At 59.4% G+C, this 15,499-nt stretch carries 14 protein-coding genes and 1 pseudogene; 14 read left to right on the top strand and 1 reads right to left on the bottom strand.

Translation table 11 applies throughout. The features are described from left to right. Positions 1-99 precede the first annotated feature (99 nt). The 7 genes and pseudogenes from BLL52_RS19870 to hslU all read left to right on the top strand — a co-directional run. Positions 100-644, top strand: a pseudogene (locus BLL52_RS19870) (IS4 family transposase); the annotation flags it as partial. Between the two features lie 58 nt (positions 645-702). Continuing rightward, a complete protein-coding gene (locus BLL52_RS02130; RefSeq protein ID WP_075585086.1) occupies positions 703-1,014 on the top strand; it encodes a hypothetical protein in 312 nt (103 codons plus the stop codon). 396 nt (positions 1,015-1,410) lie between these two features. Continuing rightward, on the top strand, positions 1,411-2,472 hold the full coding sequence (locus BLL52_RS02125) for a CobW family GTP-binding protein (RefSeq protein WP_075585085.1): 1,062 nt from the start codon (positions 1,411-1,413) through the stop codon (positions 2,470-2,472). Between the two features lie 205 nt (positions 2,473-2,677). Then, a complete protein-coding gene (gene dksA, locus BLL52_RS02120; RefSeq protein ID WP_139313276.1) occupies positions 2,678-3,604 on the top strand; it encodes an RNA polymerase-binding protein DksA in 927 nt (308 codons plus the stop codon). 39 nt (positions 3,605-3,643) lie between these two features. Continuing rightward, a complete protein-coding gene (locus BLL52_RS02115; RefSeq protein WP_075585084.1) occupies positions 3,644-5,323 on the top strand; it encodes an STAS domain-containing protein in 1,680 nt (559 codons plus the stop codon). Between the two features lie 15 nt (positions 5,324-5,338). Continuing rightward, complete coding sequence (gene hslV / locus BLL52_RS02110; protein WP_075585083.1) at positions 5,339-5,884, top strand: ATP-dependent protease subunit HslV; 546 nt, start codon at positions 5,339-5,341, stop codon at positions 5,882-5,884. A gap of 329 nt (positions 5,885-6,213) precedes the next feature. After that, positions 6,214-7,545, top strand: a complete 1,332-nt coding sequence (hslU, locus tag BLL52_RS02105; RefSeq protein ID WP_075585082.1) for an ATP-dependent protease ATPase subunit HslU — start codon at positions 6,214-6,216, stop codon at positions 7,543-7,545. Positions 7,546-7,702: 157 nt separating this feature from the next. Here the strand turns inward: hslU and BLL52_RS21695 are convergent, their stop codons facing one another. Next, entirely contained in the window at positions 7,703-7,834 is a 132-nt protein-coding gene (locus tag BLL52_RS21695) for a hypothetical protein (protein ID WP_264569347.1), read from the bottom strand. 5 nt (positions 7,835-7,839) lie between these two features. On the opposite strand from BLL52_RS21695, the gene mraZ reads away from it, so the two are divergent. Genes mraZ through mraY form a run of 7 tightly spaced genes read left to right on the top strand, consistent with a single transcriptional unit; the run spans position 7,840 to position 15,412 of the window. Continuing rightward, positions 7,840-8,268, top strand: coding sequence for a division/cell wall cluster transcriptional repressor MraZ (gene mraZ, locus BLL52_RS02100; RefSeq protein WP_075585081.1), 429 nt, complete (start codon positions 7,840-7,842; stop codon positions 8,266-8,268). Between the two features lie 9 nt (positions 8,269-8,277). Continuing rightward, entirely contained in the window at positions 8,278-9,231 is a 954-nt protein-coding gene (rsmH, locus tag BLL52_RS02095; protein ID WP_075585080.1) for a 16S rRNA (cytosine(1402)-N(4))-methyltransferase RsmH, read from the top strand. Beyond that, positions 9,228-9,557 (top strand): cell division protein FtsL, encoded by a 330-nt coding sequence (gene ftsL / locus BLL52_RS02090; protein WP_075585079.1) that lies wholly within the window; start codon positions 9,228-9,230, stop codon positions 9,555-9,557. Before rsmH ends, ftsL begins: the two co-directional genes overlap by 4 nt. Further along, positions 9,554-11,287, top strand: a complete 1,734-nt coding sequence (locus BLL52_RS02085; RefSeq protein ID WP_075585078.1) for a peptidoglycan D,D-transpeptidase FtsI family protein — start codon at positions 9,554-9,556, stop codon at positions 11,285-11,287. The genes ftsL and BLL52_RS02085 overlap by 4 nt, the downstream gene beginning before the upstream one ends. Then, the gene (locus tag BLL52_RS02080; RefSeq protein ID WP_075585077.1) at positions 11,287-12,807 is read left to right on the top strand and encodes a UDP-N-acetylmuramoyl-L-alanyl-D-glutamate--2,6-diaminopimelate ligase; all 1,521 of its coding nucleotides are present in this window, start codon (positions 11,287-11,289) and stop codon (positions 12,805-12,807) included. The genes BLL52_RS02085 and BLL52_RS02080 overlap by 1 nt, the downstream gene beginning before the upstream one ends. Further along, on the top strand, positions 12,804-14,240 hold the full coding sequence (locus tag BLL52_RS02075; RefSeq protein WP_139313275.1) for a UDP-N-acetylmuramoyl-tripeptide--D-alanyl-D-alanine ligase: 1,437 nt from the start codon (positions 12,804-12,806) through the stop codon (positions 14,238-14,240). Before BLL52_RS02080 ends, BLL52_RS02075 begins: the two co-directional genes overlap by 4 nt. Then, positions 14,234-15,412: a phospho-N-acetylmuramoyl-pentapeptide-transferase gene (gene mraY, locus BLL52_RS02070; protein ID WP_075585076.1), complete on the top strand. Its 1,179-nt coding sequence runs from the start codon at positions 14,234-14,236 to the stop codon at positions 15,410-15,412. The genes BLL52_RS02075 and mraY overlap by 7 nt, the downstream gene beginning before the upstream one ends. Positions 15,413-15,499 lie beyond the last annotated feature (87 nt).

Raw genomic sequence — 15,499 nt, 5'->3', positions numbered from 1 at the left:
CTCCGGATAATTCAAACGTGGCAACAGAATGAAAAAAACCAACGAGGAAACGGGTACGTTTGCCTTGGAGTACCCGCCCGTGCCGCTTGAGCGACAACTGAGGCGGGTGCCTTTTTTGTGACGCGGGCGAAGTCCAATTTCAACGTGCGGCGTGTGTACTCTGCCAAAGTGGATAAGGCCACCGGCGTGGTGTGTGATCAGTCTGTGGCGCTCAATGGATTCAAGGCGGCCAAAGATGACCCCGAGCATTTGCGCCGGGTTCGTTTCAAGGATCCAATGGGCAAGACGCTGATCTTCTTGACCAACAACACGGCATTGTCAGCACCGGTGATTGCGCAGCTTTACAAGAACCGCTGGCAGGTCGAATTGTTCTTCAAGTGGATCAAGCAGCATCTGCGTATCAAGAAGTTTTGGGCACCAGCGAGAACGCAGTGAAGACGCAAATCTGGTGCGCCATCGCCACTTAGGTTTTGATCGCCATTGTCAAAAAGGAGCTTCAACTCAAATCCTCGCTCTACACTTGTCAACAGATTTTGTCGGTCTCGGTTTTCGAGAAAACCCAGGTTTCATGAGCCTTGCAGACCGATGAATTACAAAACGAACCCAAGTCCATCTCTAACCAATTGATTTTGTTTGACTTTTGACCGGACGGTTGTGGTTCAAAATAGTGTTTTATCGGTCATTTTTACCAACAGGTGCCTTATGCAAAAGCAAATCAGCGTGGTCTTCGACAAAGGTGTTGAGCTGTCCTTTCATGTCCCCGACGGCGTACCCCTTGCGCACGATGCTGCCCGTGCGTGGCTGGACCAGCAGTTCACCGAACTGGACTGCGAGCCCCTGCGCGCCAGCGGCAAGGTGCTGACCGCCGACAAGGTGCTGGTGGTCACGCAGGCCGCGGGCCCAAGGCTGTTCGAGGATGCCAATTGGGTCAGTGGTTATGTAGCGGCGGTCAGCGCGGCTTTGGGTAAACCGATGATCCGCGTGGACGTGCCGTCCATGGCCATCACCTACTGATTTAAATCCATCGGTTGAGCAAAGCCGTGCACGTGGCGCTGGGTAAAAGCCAGTTTCTGGACGTTCAGGCCCGGCACCAAAAGCCGCGCGTGGGTTGAATTATTGACGCATGCGACACGCATGGAAGCATCATTTTTTATAGCTGGTTACGCAATCTCTGTAAGGGCTAGAAGCTAATTTGGCATAAAAAACGACGGTCGGCGTCTGGTGCGTGGTAAATCCGACGGTCTGCCTGGTTTGATGAGAGCCGTTATGGCGACCCATTGCAGGCACGGTTGACCAGCGCCGGGGTCAACTTTCCATAAGGTGAGTGCGTTTAGGGGTTGGTGGTGATGCGAAAGCAACTGTGCGCAGCTTCGTCGTTACACTCGCTGCCTTTCAACCAGCCTGCGCACCATGTCCCTGATCCCTGCCACCATCCTCACTGGCTTTCTCGGTTCCGGAAAAACCACGCTGCTCAAGCGCGTGCTGTCAGAGGCGCACGGCCAGAAAATTGCCATCATCGAAAACGAATTTGGCGAGGAAAACATCGACAACGACATTCTGGTGACCGACTCCAAAGAGCAGATCATCCAGATGAGCAACGGCTGCATTTGCTGCACCATCCGTGAAGACCTGCGTGAAGCACTGCAACTGCTGGCCGCCAAAAAACGCCAGGGTCTGCTGGACTTTGACCGCGTGGTGATTGAGACCACCGGCTTGGCCGACCCCGGTCCGGTGGCGCAGACGTTTTTCATGGACGACGAGATTGCCGAAAGTTATCTGCTGGACTCGATCCTGACACTGGTGGATGCGAAGCACGCCAACCAGCAACTCGATGACCGCCAGGAAGCGCGCCGCCAAGTGGGTTTTGCCGACCAGATCTTCATCAGCAAGACCGACTTGGTGTCTGCGCAAGAGGTGGCGGACCTGCAGCAGCGCCTGAAACACATGAACCCGCGCGCACCGCAAAAAGCGGTGCATTTTGGTGAGGTGGCCCTGAGCGAGGTGTTTGACCTACGCGGCTTCAATCTCAATACCAAGCTCGATATTGACCCGGACTTTCTCAAGGAAGACGATCACGAGCACGACCATGCAGGTCATGACCACGCACCGGGCGAAACCTGCAATCACCCTTCGCATGAGCACAACCACCAGCATGGCCATCACCATGCGCACGACGATGACGTGAAAAGTTTTGTGTTCCGCTCGGACCGGGCGTTTGATCCGGCCAAGCTGGAAGACTTTTTGGGCGCCATCGTCAACATTTATGGCCCGCGCATGCTCCGGTACAAAGGCGTGCTCTATATGCAAGGTACCGACCGCAAGGTGATCTTCCAGGGCGTGCACCAGTTGATGGGCAGCGATCTGGGTCCGGCCTGGGGCGCGGACGAAAAGCGTAGTAGCAAAATGGTCTTTATCGGCATCGATCTGCCCAAGGACATTTTTCTGCAAGGCATGGAGCAAAGTCTTGTGTGAGTTGGTCTTTTAACCTTGCATCGGAGGAGTGATGTTTGTCTCGCTTTTGCAACTGATGGGTTTTTCAACGGCACCGCCAGTACACTCGCACGCCGAAGAAAAAGCACCTCCCAAAGCAGCCAAAATGCAGATGCTATCCGCCAAAGAGCAGGAAACAGCCGCATTCGCACCCAAGGATCCCCCCAAAATCGCCAGGAGACTACCCGTGAAAGCGCCAGCCGTTAAATCGAAAGCTGTACCCGCCAAAGCGGCTGTAGCCACCCAACCCAGCCCTGCGGCCAAATCCGCCAAAGCCCAACCAGCCGCCAAGGCACCCGTTGCCAAGGCCCCCGTAACCAAAAAGGTCGAATCGGCCACCAAAGCTGCGCCTGCCAAGACGGTGCCAGCGGCAACGCCGATTCCTCCCCGTTCCAAAAAGAAGGTTGAGCCTGTGACCACTGTTGATCCCATCAAAACCGAGTCTTCTTCCAAGACAGCCAAAGTCATCAAGCCCGCTCCCGTGGCACCACCCATGACGCCGCTGGGTATTCCGGTGCGCTCGGGCCGTCCGTCGTCACGCTTGGCGCAACTCACCGTGCCCTCGATGGCCCAGTCGGTGGCGTCCACCGCAGCCAAAGCCAGCTTCACGCAGATGACCACGGTGCAGCCCATCGTGTCACCGCTGGCCTCGGCGATCAAAAAAGACCCGAAGCTGGCCGACAACTGGAAGAAAAAACCGGTGTCTGAGTTGGCCGACGCAGAAGTCATGGCCATGTCGGACGATCACTACATGAACGACACCCAAATGGCGTTTTTCCGGCACAAACTGGTGGTGCTTAAAAACGACATCCTCAGCAACGCCGGTGAAACCACCGAGCACCTGCGTGAAGACACGGTGGTTGTCCCTGACCCGGCCGACCGCGCCACCATCGAGGAAGAGCACGCCCTGGAGCTACGCACGCGCGACCGTGAGCGCAAATTGCTCAAGAAGATCGAGCAATCCATCAACCGCATCGATTCAGGTGACTACGGCTATTGCGACGAAACGGGTGAACCCATTGGTGTCGGGCGCTTGTTGGCTCGGCCCACCGCCAGCCTGTCGCTTGAAGCGCAGCAGCGACGCGAGCTGAAACAAAAAATGTTTGGAGACTGAAGCGACTCCCATTCGGGGCTACCCGCGACACAAACTTTGATGGCAAGCAAAGATACACCCACCGGGCTGTTGGCCCGGGTTGCCAATTTTGTTCGCAGCCCGGCCAGTGAAGTGTCCGCGCGCCACCTGGCAACTTCGCCGCAAGAAGGCGAAGCAGGTAAGCAAACCATCAAGCGCATGATTGAGCGCAAGGCGCACAACGACGCAGTGCGTCACCGTGAATTCAGCCAGCTTCGCAAGCTGCGCGAAGCGTCCCCGGCAGCCTTGTCCGAAATGGCTGCCCGCGCCTCTTTTTACCAAGACAGCACTGGGTTTGCGGAATCTGTCGGGCGCGAATCCACTTTGAAAAAAATCGACGACATCGAAGCGCAGATGTCTAAACAGTGGTGGACAGGCCATCAAGGCAAACCGACCGAAGCGAACTTGCCCGCCAAACGGTCTGACCGCGTGCAAGCGTCGCCAAATGCTGCGTCTGCAGAGCTGGCGCACTCGCAGCTGGACACCTACAACACCTTCGCCCCAACCATGCCGACCCATTTGGCCGAGTCGGAGAGGCCCAAACCCACCAGGGTGGCTGCAGTTCCTGCGTCGCCACAAAACTTTGAAATGTCTGGCCAAAGCGGCTTTTCCAACTCCAGTGTGGTGTCTATTGATATGGGTAAGGCCTTGGATCCGGTGCTTGAGGACGCAGCCATTCGCTTCGCCAACAGCGATGACACGGGTGCCGAGTCGGTCCTGTTGTTGGCTCTGCAAGGCGACCAGGCTACAGCTGATTTGAAAGACACCTGGACCACCGCACTGCTGGACATGTACCGGTGTACTGGCCAACTCGCCAGCTACGAACGCCTGGCACTGGAATACGCCCAGCGAGCTGACTGGGAAGCGCGCAACCCAGGGGTCATGCGGCAAGTAGCAGCCTCTGCGGTAAGCCAGCCGGGTTATGCCAGCTGGCAATCGCCGGCCATCCTTGACAAGGCCGCGGTGCTGCAACTGCAGGCCAGCGTGGCCAGCGGGCATTCCCACGCCCGGCTGGACTGGCTGGGCCTGAAGGCCATCACCACCGAGGGTTCCGTGGCGCTGGCCAGTTTGATGGCACAGTGGTGTGATCAGCCCCTGGCACTGCAGTTCGACAATCTGGAAGTGCTCGATACGCTGTTGCGCATCCATACCCCGTTAGGAGACAGGCAGGTGCCCCAGTTTTGGTGGCAGCTGCGTCTGAGCACCCTGCGTGTTTTGACCGCTCAAAATGAGTTTGAGCTGGTGTCGATGGACTACTGCGTGACCTACGAGGTGTCGCCGCCAGCTTGGGAAACTGCGCGCTGCCATCGCGCCTACGCGCCTGTGGCGCCTGTCCAGCGAGCTTCGTCTCGTATCAACGGCCACCCTGACACCTCCTCATGCGGGCCTCTGACCGAACCCACGCCTTTTGTGGATGCCAGTGCCTGCCGGGTGGCGTTGTCAGGTGAGGTCATGGGGTCGGCAGCGGCTGGACTGGATGCGCTGCAAGCGGCCCTGCAGGCCAGCGGGGATGTGCTGGTTAGCTGCGACAGTCTGGTGCGGGTTGATTTTTCGGCGGCAGGCAGCATTTTGAACTGGGTTGCCAGCGCGCAGGCAGCAGATAAAAAAGTTGAGTTTTGCCGCTTGCCCCATTTGGTGGCGGCCTTTTTCAATTTGATCGGCATCAACGAGCACGCCCGCGTGACGGCGCGTGCCAACTAGGACAGCAGCTTCGGTATGGAACAATTTCACGGAACCACCATCATCAGCGTGCGCCGTCAGACCCCAGAGGGCGTGCAGGTGGCGATTGGCGGCGATGGGCAGGTGACACTCGGCAACATTGTGGTCAAAGGCACGGCGCGCAAGGTGCGCAAGCTCTACCACGGCAAAGTGCTGGCCGGTTTTGCCGGGGCCACGGCAGATGCTTTTACCCTCTTTGAGCGTTTTGAAGCCAAGCTCGAAAAGCACCAGGGCCACTTGGTGCGCGCCGCCATTGAGCTCACCAAAGACTGGCGTACCGACCGGGTGCTGCGCCGCCTGGAAGCGATGCTGGCGGTGGCAGACCTTGAGGCCTCGCTGATCATCACCGGCAATGGCGATGTGCTGGAGCCTGAAAATGGCATTGTGGCCATCGGCTCTGGTGGTGCCTACGCGCAAGCTGCGGCGATCGCCTTGCTGAACAACACCACCCTCTCGGCCACTGAAATGGTCAAAAAATCTCTGGAGATTGCGGGTGAGATTTGTATCTATACCAACATGAACCACACGATTGAAACATTGTGAAACCTTGCGGGACAGACCAAGAGCTACACGAAGTGAGCTTTGCTCTGTCCTCAACACTTCGTCGGATGTCCGGCTGCCCACCTTGCGGGACAGACCAAGAGCTACACGAAGTGAGCTTTGCTCTGTCCTCAACACTTCGTCGGATGTCCGGCTGCCCACCTTGCGGGACAGACCAAGAGCTACACGAAGTGAGCTTTGCTCTGTCCTCAACACTTCGTCGGATGTCCGGCTGCCCACCTTGCGGGACAGGCCAAGAGCTACACGAAGTGAGCTTTGCTCTGTCTCCAACACTTCGTCGTTGCAAGCCAAAATTTTCAACTAATTGAACCATGTCATCTTTAACCCCCCAGGAAATCGTTACCGAACTCGACAAACACATTGTTGGTCAGCAACAGGCCAAGCGTGCGGTGGCCATTGCGTTGCGCAACCGCTGGCGCCGACAGCAAGTCGACAGTGACTTGCGCAGCGAGATCACCCCGAAAAACATTTTGATGATTGGCCCCACGGGTGTGGGTAAAACCGAAATTGCCCGCCGCCTTGCGCGTCTGGCCGATGCGCCTTTTATCAAGGTGGAGGCGACCAAATTTACTGAAGTGGGTTATGTGGGCAAAGACGTGGACTCCATCATCCGCGACCTGGCCGATGTGGCGGTCAAGCAAACCCGCCAGACCGAGATGCACAAGGTGCGCGCGCGTGCCGAAGATGCCGCCGAAGACCGGGTGCTGGATATTTTGATCCCGATGCCGCGCAAGGAGTTTGGCGTGATGGAAGCCCAGGAGCCTGAGAGCGCCGCGCGGCAAAATTTTCGCAAAAAACTGCGGGAAGGCCAGCTCAATGACCGCGAGATCGAACTCGACCTGGCGCAAGCCGCGCCGCGCCTGGAAATCATGGGTGCGGCTGGCATGGAAGAAATGACCGAGCAATTGCGCGGCATGTTTGGCCAGATGAACCAGAACAAAAAGCAGACGCGCAGGCTGAAAATCAGCGAGGCGTTGAAGCTGCTGGCTGACGAGGAAGCCGCCAAACTGGTGAATGACGATGACATCAAGACCCAGGCACTGCACATGCTGGAGCAAAACGGCATTGTTTTCCTCGATGAAATTGACAAAGTCACCTCACGTGCCGACAGCGGCAGCGCCGAGGTGTCGCGCCAAGGCGTACAGCGTGATCTGCTGCCGCTGGTGGAGGGCACCACCGTGTCGACCAAATACGGCACGGTGAAGACCGATCACATTTTGTTCATTGCCTCAGGTGCCTTTCACCTGAGCAAGCCCAGCGATCTGATTCCGGAACTGCAGGGGCGTTTTCCGATTCGGGTTGAGCTCAAGTCGCTGTCGGTTGAAGACTTTGTGGCCATTCTGACGCAGACCCATGCGTCCCTGGTGAAGCAGTACCAGGCGTTGCTGGCAACCGAGCGGGTGGCGGTTGAATTCACCGACGAGGGCATAACGCGCCTGGCGCAAATTGCCTTTGACGTGAACGAGCGTACCGAGAACATCGGCGCTCGCAGGCTCTCCACGGTGATGGAGCGGCTCCTGGATGAAGTGAGTTTTAACGCCAGCAACCTGGCTGGCCAGACGGTTCAGGTCGACTCGGCCTACGTCGACTCACGCCTGGCTGAACTCAGCAAGAACGAAGATCTGAGCCGTTACATCCTGTAGTGAACAGTCGGCAACCGGCCGTCAACCGGTAATTTTTCACCTGTTCTGAGGATGTTTGCGCATCCTCAGTCATCACTTTCAGTGCGTGTTCTAAGTGCTTCATTTAGAACAGTTTTGTCGTGATCGATTCTTTAAAGTCGCTCCTAACTTGTTGATTTCATTGTGCAAATAACTGTAATCCTGTTTGCAGGCCGTTATTTTGCTGGTACAGTGCAAAAAAGTGCAATTTAGTGGTGAAAAGTGCTTTTTTACTGACGCCCGTCAGGCTGGCAACTCCAACAAGGGTCATTTCAAGTGTTTCAAGGGGCTTCTTCTCTCAGTCTGGACGCAAAGGGTCGGCTATCTGTGCCGACCCGGCATCGTGACGTGTTGAGTGCCACAGCCAGCGGCCAACTCACCATCACGAAACACCCAGACGGTTGCCTGATGATTTTTGCCCGTCCGGAGTGGGAGAAATTTCGCGAACGCATCAACAGCCTGCCCATGTCGGCACAGTGGTGGAAGCGTATTTTCCTGGGCAATGCCATGGATGTGGAGATGGATGCCACTGGCCGTGTGCTGGTGTCGCCCGAACTGCGCGCTGCAGCCGGTATCACCAAAGAGTCTGTGTTGCTGGGCATGGGCAGCTACTTTGAGTTGTGGGACAAGGCCACCTACGACGCCCAAGAAGCGCAGGCCATGCAGGGCGGCATGCCCGACGTTTTCAAAGACTTTGCGTTCTGAAGGCCAGCGGTGGAAAACGTATGGACACACACCACCGTGTTGTTGGGCGAAGCGGTTGACGCTTTGCTCGGCACCTCTGACGCGCCTGTTGATTCTGTCGCTGCGCCAGTCTATGTGGATGCCACCTTTGGGCGCGGCGGCCACAGCCGCCTGATTTTGTCGCGCTTGGCTCCGCACGGCCGCTTGATCGCGTTTGACAAAGACCCGGATGCCCTGCTTGAGGCGGCCTGCATCACCGACCCGCGTTTTGCCATCCGGCATCAAGGTTTCAAAGATCTAGGTGAACTGCCGCCTGCCAGCGTGGCGGGGGTGTTGCTGGATTTGGGCATTAGCTCGCCGCAGGTGGACAACCCGGCGCGGGGTTTCAGTTTCAGGTTCGAAGGTCCTCTGGATATGCGCATGGACACCACGCGCGGCACAAGTGTGGCGCAGTGGTTGGCTCATGCCGAGGTACAACAAATAACGGAGGTGATTCGTGACTACGGCGAAGAACGGTTTGCTGGCCCCATTGCAAAGGCGATTGTTGCGCGCCGACAGGCGCGGGGCCCCCTTGACACCACCACTGAATTGGCCCAGCTCGTGGCTGACACGGTCAAAACCCGCGAGCCGGGCCAGAACCCTGCAACGCGCACATTTCAGGCTTTTCGGATTTTCATCAATGCCGAGCTTGAGGAGCTGCAACAGGCGCTAGACGGCGCGCTGAAAGTGTTGCAACCGGGTGGGCGGCTGGTGGTGATCAGCTTTCACTCGCTGGAAGACCGCATCGTCAAGCAGTTTATTGCCCAACACGCCAAAGAGGTGTATGACCGCCGGGCGCCGTTTGCTGTACCCAAGGTGATGCAAATGAAAGCTTTGGGCCGCATCCGCCCAAGCGCGCCAGAGGTGGCGGCTAACCCGCGTGCCCGCAGCGCCATCATGCGTGTGGCCGAGCGCACCGTTAGCGGGCAAGAGGGCGTGCCATGATGCGCAGGAACCTGGTGTTGGCGGTGGGTGTGGTCCTCAGTGCGCTGTATCTTGTGAATGTGCAATATGAGTCGCGCCACCTGTTTTCCGAGCTGGACCGCGCACGCTCTCTGGCACACAAGCTGGAGGTGGAAAACGAACGCCTGCAAGTGGAAAAGCGCGCCCAGGCGACCTCGGCGCGTATTGAGCGTTTGGCCAAATCGCGCTTGCAGATGCGTGCGGCCAATCCGGCTATCACCGCGTATGTGGCCTATACGCCCAGTGCAACCGACGCGTCTGGACTACTGACGCCAGCCAACCCCTTGAGCGTCGGGCGGGTGAAATGAGCCGCAGCATCGCCTACAACTCCAGCCCTTTGTTGGCCAGCCCGACACCGGTGTGGCGCAGCAAACTCATTGTGGCTGCCACGGCGTTGGCTTTTGTCGGCCTGGCTGGGCGCGCGGTCTATATCCAGGTGATTGAAAACGACTTTTTCCAACGGCAGGGCGAGGTGCGTTTCGCCCGCACGCTGGCGCTGCCGTCGAATCGCGGGCGCATTCTGGACCGCAACGGGGTGGTCCTGGCGTCCAGCATTCCGGTGCCAAGCATCTGGGCGATCCCTGAAGATGTGGACCGCGACCCGGTCAACCTGAAAAAGCTGGCTAAGCTGCTAGGCATGTCGCCAGTGGCGCTGAACAAGAAGCTGCAGGACGAGGACAAGACCTTCGTTTGGCTCAAACGTCAGATCGATGAGTCGGTGGGAAAAGAGATTGAAGCCCTGAAAATCAAGGGTATTTACCAGCGCAAGGAATACAAACGACAGTACCCCGAGGGTGAAGCCGTGGCCCATGTGGTGGGCTTCACCAATGTCGAGGACCGTGGGCAGGAGGGCATGGAGCTGACCTTCAACACCGATCTGGGTGGGCGCAACGGCTCACGGCGCGTCATCAAGGACCGCATGGGCCGGGTGGTGGAAGCGGTGGGTGAGCAGATTGCGCCGGTAGATGGGCGCGACCTGCAGCTCAGCATTGACAGCAAGGTGCAGTTCTTTGCTTACCAGACACTCAAGGAGGCGGTGCTGCTGCACAAGGCCAAGGCCGGCAGTGTGGTGGTGCTGGATGTGTTAACCGGAGAAGTGCTGGCGCTGGCCAATTACCCCAGCTATGTGCCCGACAAGCGACAAAACCTCAGCGGTGAGCAGTTGCGTAACCGGGCGCTCACCGACACTTTTGAGCCGGGCTCCACCATGAAGCCGTTCATCATCGGGCTGGCCATGGACACCGGGCGTGTCTCGCCGCAGACCGGTATTCAGACTGCCCCGGGGCGAATGAGCATCGGCAACGCGACCATCTCAGACTCGCACCCGCACAGCATGCTCACCGTCGCCGAGGTGATCCAGAAGTCCAGCAACGTAGGCACCGTGAAGATTGCCATGCAAATGCCCGCGCGGGAGATGTGGGAGATGTACAGCCGTGTCGGCTTTGGACAGAAGCCGCAGGTGCCGTTTCCAGGCGTGGTGAGCGGGCGGCTGCGGCCCTACAAGGCCTGGCGGCCGATTGAGCAGGCCACTATGAGTTACGGTTATGGCCTGTCGGTGAGTCTGATGCAACTCGCCCATGCCTATACCGTGTTTGGTCGCGAGGGTGATTTGGTACCGCTGTCCATGCTCAAGGTGTCGCAGCCCAGGGCCGGGCAGCCGGTTTTTAAGGGCAAGGTGGCGCGCGACGTGCGCAACATGTTGCACTTGGTCACCGGCCCAGGTGGCACCGCGCCCAAGGCCCAGACCATGGGTTACTCGGTGGGCGGCAAGACCGGTACCGCGCACAAGGTGGAAGGCCGTGGCTACGCCAGCAAGCGTTATCGCGGTGTGTTCGCCGGGCTGGCACCGATTGACGCGCCGCGCATCGCTGTGGCGGTGATGATCGACGAGCCTACCAATGGCAAGTATTTTGGCGGTGACACAGCCGCGCCGGTGTTCAGCACAACCGTGCAGCAAACCTTGCGCGTCCTGGGTGTGGCGCCGGACATGACGGTAGTGCCCCAGGTGGTGACCGAGCTGGTGGAGGAGTCGTTCTGATGCTGCAATTTCACACCCCGCTGCAATGCGCGCGCTGGCTGCAGACCCAGGTCACCGGGACGCTGCGCACTGACAGCCGCCAACTGCAGGTCGGTGATGGCTTTCTGGCCTGGCCAGGCGCTGCGGTGGACGCACGTGCCCATGTGGCCGGTGCGCTGGCGGCCGGAGCCAGCGCCTGCCTGGTGGAGCAAGACGGTGTGGCTGGCTTTGGCCTGGATGACCCACGCATCGCCTGCTACCGCGGTTTGAAAGCCGCCAGCGGGCCGCTGGCCAGTGTCTACTTTGGTGAGCCCAGCCAGGCCTTGCGTTTGCTGGCAGTGACAGGCACCAATGGCAAAACCTCCACTGCTTGGTGGCTGGCTCAGGCGCTCTCAAAATTAAAGCATTCCGCGCATATTCCATGTGGGTTTGTGGGCACTTTGGGTATTGGAATCCCCCCTGATGTGGTGAGCACTGGCCTGACCACGCCCGACCCGGTGGCCTTGCAAGCAGGGTTGGCTGGCTTTGTGGCCCAGGGCCTGCAAGCCTGCGCCATGGAGGCCTCGTCCATCGGCATCGAAGAGCACCGGCTGGATGGCACACAGATTCATACCGCCTTGCTGACCAACCTGACGCAAGACCATCTGGACTACCACGGCAACATGCAAGCCTATTGGCAAGCCAAGGCGAGGCTGTTTGCCTGGCCGGGTTTGCGCGCTGGCGTCATCAATGTGGACGACCCCTACGGTGTGGAGCTGGCGCAAAGCCTGGCAGCGCGCGCGCAGCAAGGGGCGCTGGATCTCTGGACGGTGTCGATGCAGCCCGGGCAGGGCAACCGGGCACGGCTGCAGGCGCAGGCCATTGACTACAGCCATGGTGGCGTGGGCTTTGATTTGGTGGAAGGCGGGCAGTCTGTGGCCCTGACCACGCCCTTGATGGGTGACTACAACGTCTCCAATCTGCTGGGCGTGATCGCCGCGATGCGTACGTTGGGCGTGCCACTTGCGAGCGCCGCAGAAGCGTGTGCCGCCTTGACCCCGGTGCCGGGGCGCATGGAGTGTGTCAGTGTGCCGGGCCAGCCGTTGGTGGCGGTGGATTACGCCCACACCCCGGACGCGCTGGCCAAAGCGCTTGATGCGCTCAAGCCCGTGGCTGCGCAGCGCGGTGGCCAACTGTGGTGTGTGTTTGGTTGCGGTGGTGACCGCGACACCAGCAAGCGCCCACTGATGGGCGCCATGGCCGCTGGGCACGCCGAGCGTGTGATGGTCACCAGTGATAACCCGCGCAGCGAACCGGCAGACGCCATCATCAGCCAGATCTTGCTGGGGCTGGTCGGTGAGCCGCATGTGATGGTGGAACCCGACCGCGCCCGTGCCATTGCCGAGGTGCTGGCACAAGCCGCCGCTGCCGACGTGGTGCTGGTGGCCGGCAAGGGCCATGAGGACTATCAGGAAATTGCCGGCAAACGCCTGCCTTTCTCGGACATGGTGCAGGTCCGGCAAGCCCTGAAGCAGCGCCCTATCGGCGGGGTGGCAGCATGAGAACCCGCATGACCTTGGCGCAAGTCGCCACCTGGCTGGGCCAGGCGCAGCCGGTTGGGCTGGATGCAGCGGCGCCGGTGGCTATAGCGCGCGTGCACACCGACACCCGTACCCTGCAGCCCGGTGATTTGTTCGTGGCCTTGCGCGGTGAGCGCTTTGACGCCAATGCGTTTCTGGTAGAGGCCCGGGCCAAAGGCGCAGTGGCGGCCTTGTGCCAGGGTGACAAGGCTGCGGCGCAACTGGCGCAAGCAGGCTTGCCGGGGCTGGTGGTGGCCGATGCGCGGCTGGCACTGGCGCAACTGGCCACCCACTACCGCGCGCAGTTCAGCTTGCCGCTGATCGCGGTGACCGGCAGCAACGGCAAAACCACGGTGACGCAAATGATCGCCGCCATCCTGCACGCCGCGCAAGGTGATGCCGCTTTGGCCACACAGGGCAATTTGAACAATGACATTGGCGTGCCGCTCACTGTGGCGCGCCTCACATCTGAGCACCGCACCGCTGTGGTCGAGCTCGGCATGAACCACCCCGGCGAAATCGCCACCTTGGCGGCCATTGCCCAGCCCACGGTGGCGCTGGTCAACAACGCCCAGCGAGAACATCTTGAATTCATGCACACCGTGCAGGGCGTGGCCGAAGAAAATGGCGCGGTGATCAGTGCCCTGCCTGCTGACGGTGTGGCGGTGTTCCCGGCCGACGACGCCTACAGTGCCGTCTGGGTTGAACTGGCCGGTGCGCGCCGGGTGCTGCGGTTTGCAGCGCAGGCGCCAGCCGATGCAAAGGCCGATGCCGAGGTGTATGCCCTGCAGACCCACTGGCAAGACGCCGCTTGGCAGGTGTGTGCCGCCACCCCGGTGGGTGAGTTGCGCTACAGCCTGCACATTGCCGGTGCCCACAACGTGAAGAATTCGCTGGCTGCCGTGGCCTGTGCATTGGCGGCTGGTGTTGCTTCTGAAGCCATCACCGCCGGACTGTCTGCTTTTGAGCCGGTAAAAGGCCGCAGCCGGGCACTGCAGGTCAGCTTGTCGGGGCGCAGCATCACCGTGGTGGATGACACCTACAACGCCAACCCGGATTCAGTGCGCGCCGCCATTGACGTGCTGGCGGCGTTGCCGGGGCCGTGTTTGCTGGTGCTGGGTGACATGGGTGAAGTCGGCGACCAAGGCCCGCTGTTCCACGCCGAGGCGCTGACCCACGCTTTGGAAAAAAATATAGAAAAAGTGCTTGTAACCGGCGTGCAGTCAGCGCAAGCAGCTATGAAATTTGATGATGTGAGGGTTTGTGTGGAGATGATTGATTTACAGGCAGCCGTATTGGCTGCGTTGCCCGGAGTGTCCAGCGTGTTGGTCAAGGGCTCGCGCTTCATGAAGATGGAGCGGGTGGTCGAGGCCATCGTGGCCGCCACGCAAGAAAGCAGGGCAGCGGCATGCTGATCTGGCTGGCGCAATGGTTGCAAACGCTCTCGCCCGAACTGGGCTTCTTGCGCGTGTTTCAGTACCAGACCTTTCGCGCGGTGATGGCTGCCATGACCGCGCTGCTGATGGGTCTGGCCGCCGGACCCTGGGTCATCCGGCGCCTGGCGTCACTCAAAATCGGCCAGCCGATCCGTGGCTACGGCATGGAGTCGCACCTGAGCAAAAGTGGCACACCCACCATGGGTGGCGTGCTGATTTTGCTGAGTATTTCGATCTCGACCCTGCTGTGGTTTGACTGGAGCAACCGCTTTGTCTGGATTGTGCTGCTGGTCACGCTGGGTTTTGGCGCCATTGGCTGGTCGGACGACTGGCGCAAGGTGGTCAACAAAGACCCCGAAGGCATGCCCTCACGCGAAAAGTATTTGTGGCAGTCGCTGATTGGTCTGGTGGCGGCGCTGTACCTGGTGTTTTCCATCTCGGAAAGCTCCAACATCCGGGTGCTGGAGCTGTTTTTCAGCTGGGTGCAGTCGGGTTTTGACTTGAGCCTGCCGCCCAAAGCCGATTTGTTGGTACCGTTTTTTAAGCAAGTCAGCTACCCGCTGGGGGTGCTGGGTTTTGTCATCCTGACCTACTTGGTGATTGTGGGCTCAAGCAACGCGGTGAACCTGACCGACGGGCTGGACGGCCTGGCCATCATGCCGGTGGTGATGGTGGGTTCTTGCCTGGGCATTTTTGCCTATGTGACCGGCAATTCGGTTTTTTCACGTTATCTGCTGCTGCCGCACATTCCCGGCGCCGGGGAACTGATGATCTTTTGTGCGGCGATGGCCGGGGCTGGCTTGGCGTTTTTGTGGTTCAACACCCATCCGGCGCAGGTTTTCATGGGTGATGTGGGTGCGCTGGCACTTGGCGCGGCGCTGGGCACCATTGCGGTGATCGTGCGGCAAGAAATAGTGCTGGCCATTATTGGCGGGGTGTTTGTAGCCGAGGCCATTTCTGTGATGCTGCAGGTGACCTATTTCAAATACACCAAAAAGCGCTTTGGCAGCGGTAAGCGCCTGCTGAAAATGGCGCCGCTGCACCACCACTTTGAGAAAGCCGGTTGGAAAGAAACGCAGGTGGTGGTGCGTTTCTGGATCATCACCATGTTGTTGTGCCTGGTGGGTTTGAGTACCCTGAAGCTGAGATAGCAGATGGCCACCCCAACGCTTGCCATTGCATGTGCTGCGCTGCCCCCCGAGGGGGCGCATGCCGTCTTGGGGCAGCCCGGCGACGAC

The organism is Rhodoferax antarcticus ANT.BR, assembly GCF_001938565.1.
In the GTDB taxonomy this organism is placed as follows: domain Bacteria; phylum Pseudomonadota; class Gammaproteobacteria; order Burkholderiales; family Burkholderiaceae_C; genus Rhodoferax; species Rhodoferax antarcticus.
Note: the sequence above shows the minus strand (reverse complement) of the source record. Positions and strands in the feature narration are given on the sequence as shown.

Excerpts from the sequence above, each read along its gene's own strand:
- BLL52_RS02115 (WP_075585084.1), top strand. The coding sequence starts at position 3,644 with ATGGCAAGCAAAGATACACCCACCGGGCTGTTGGCCCGGGTTGCCAAT.
- BLL52_RS02075 (WP_139313275.1), top strand. The coding sequence starts at position 12,804 with ATGAGAACCCGCATGACCTTGGCGCAAGTCGCCACCTGGCTGGGCCAG.
- mraY (WP_075585076.1), top strand. The coding sequence starts at position 14,234 with ATGCTGATCTGGCTGGCGCAATGGTTGCAAACGCTCTCGCCCGAACTG.
- BLL52_RS02080 (WP_075585077.1), top strand. The coding sequence starts at position 11,287 with ATGCTGCAATTTCACACCCCGCTGCAATGCGCGCGCTGGCTGCAGACC.
- hslU (WP_075585082.1), top strand. The coding sequence starts at position 6,214 with ATGTCATCTTTAACCCCCCAGGAAATCGTTACCGAACTCGACAAACAC.
- BLL52_RS02085 (WP_075585078.1), top strand. The coding sequence starts at position 9,554 with ATGAGCCGCAGCATCGCCTACAACTCCAGCCCTTTGTTGGCCAGCCCG.
- ftsL (WP_075585079.1), top strand. The coding sequence starts at position 9,228 with ATGATGCGCAGGAACCTGGTGTTGGCGGTGGGTGTGGTCCTCAGTGCG.
- BLL52_RS02130 (WP_075585086.1), top strand. The coding sequence starts at position 703 with ATGCAAAAGCAAATCAGCGTGGTCTTCGACAAAGGTGTTGAGCTGTCC.
- BLL52_RS02125 (WP_075585085.1), top strand. The coding sequence starts at position 1,411 with ATGTCCCTGATCCCTGCCACCATCCTCACTGGCTTTCTCGGTTCCGGA.
- BLL52_RS21695 (WP_264569347.1), bottom strand. The coding sequence starts at position 7,834 with ATGACCCTTGTTGGAGTTGCCAGCCTGACGGGCGTCAGTAAAAAAGCA.
- hslV (WP_075585083.1), top strand. The coding sequence starts at position 5,339 with ATGGAACAATTTCACGGAACCACCATCATCAGCGTGCGCCGTCAGACC.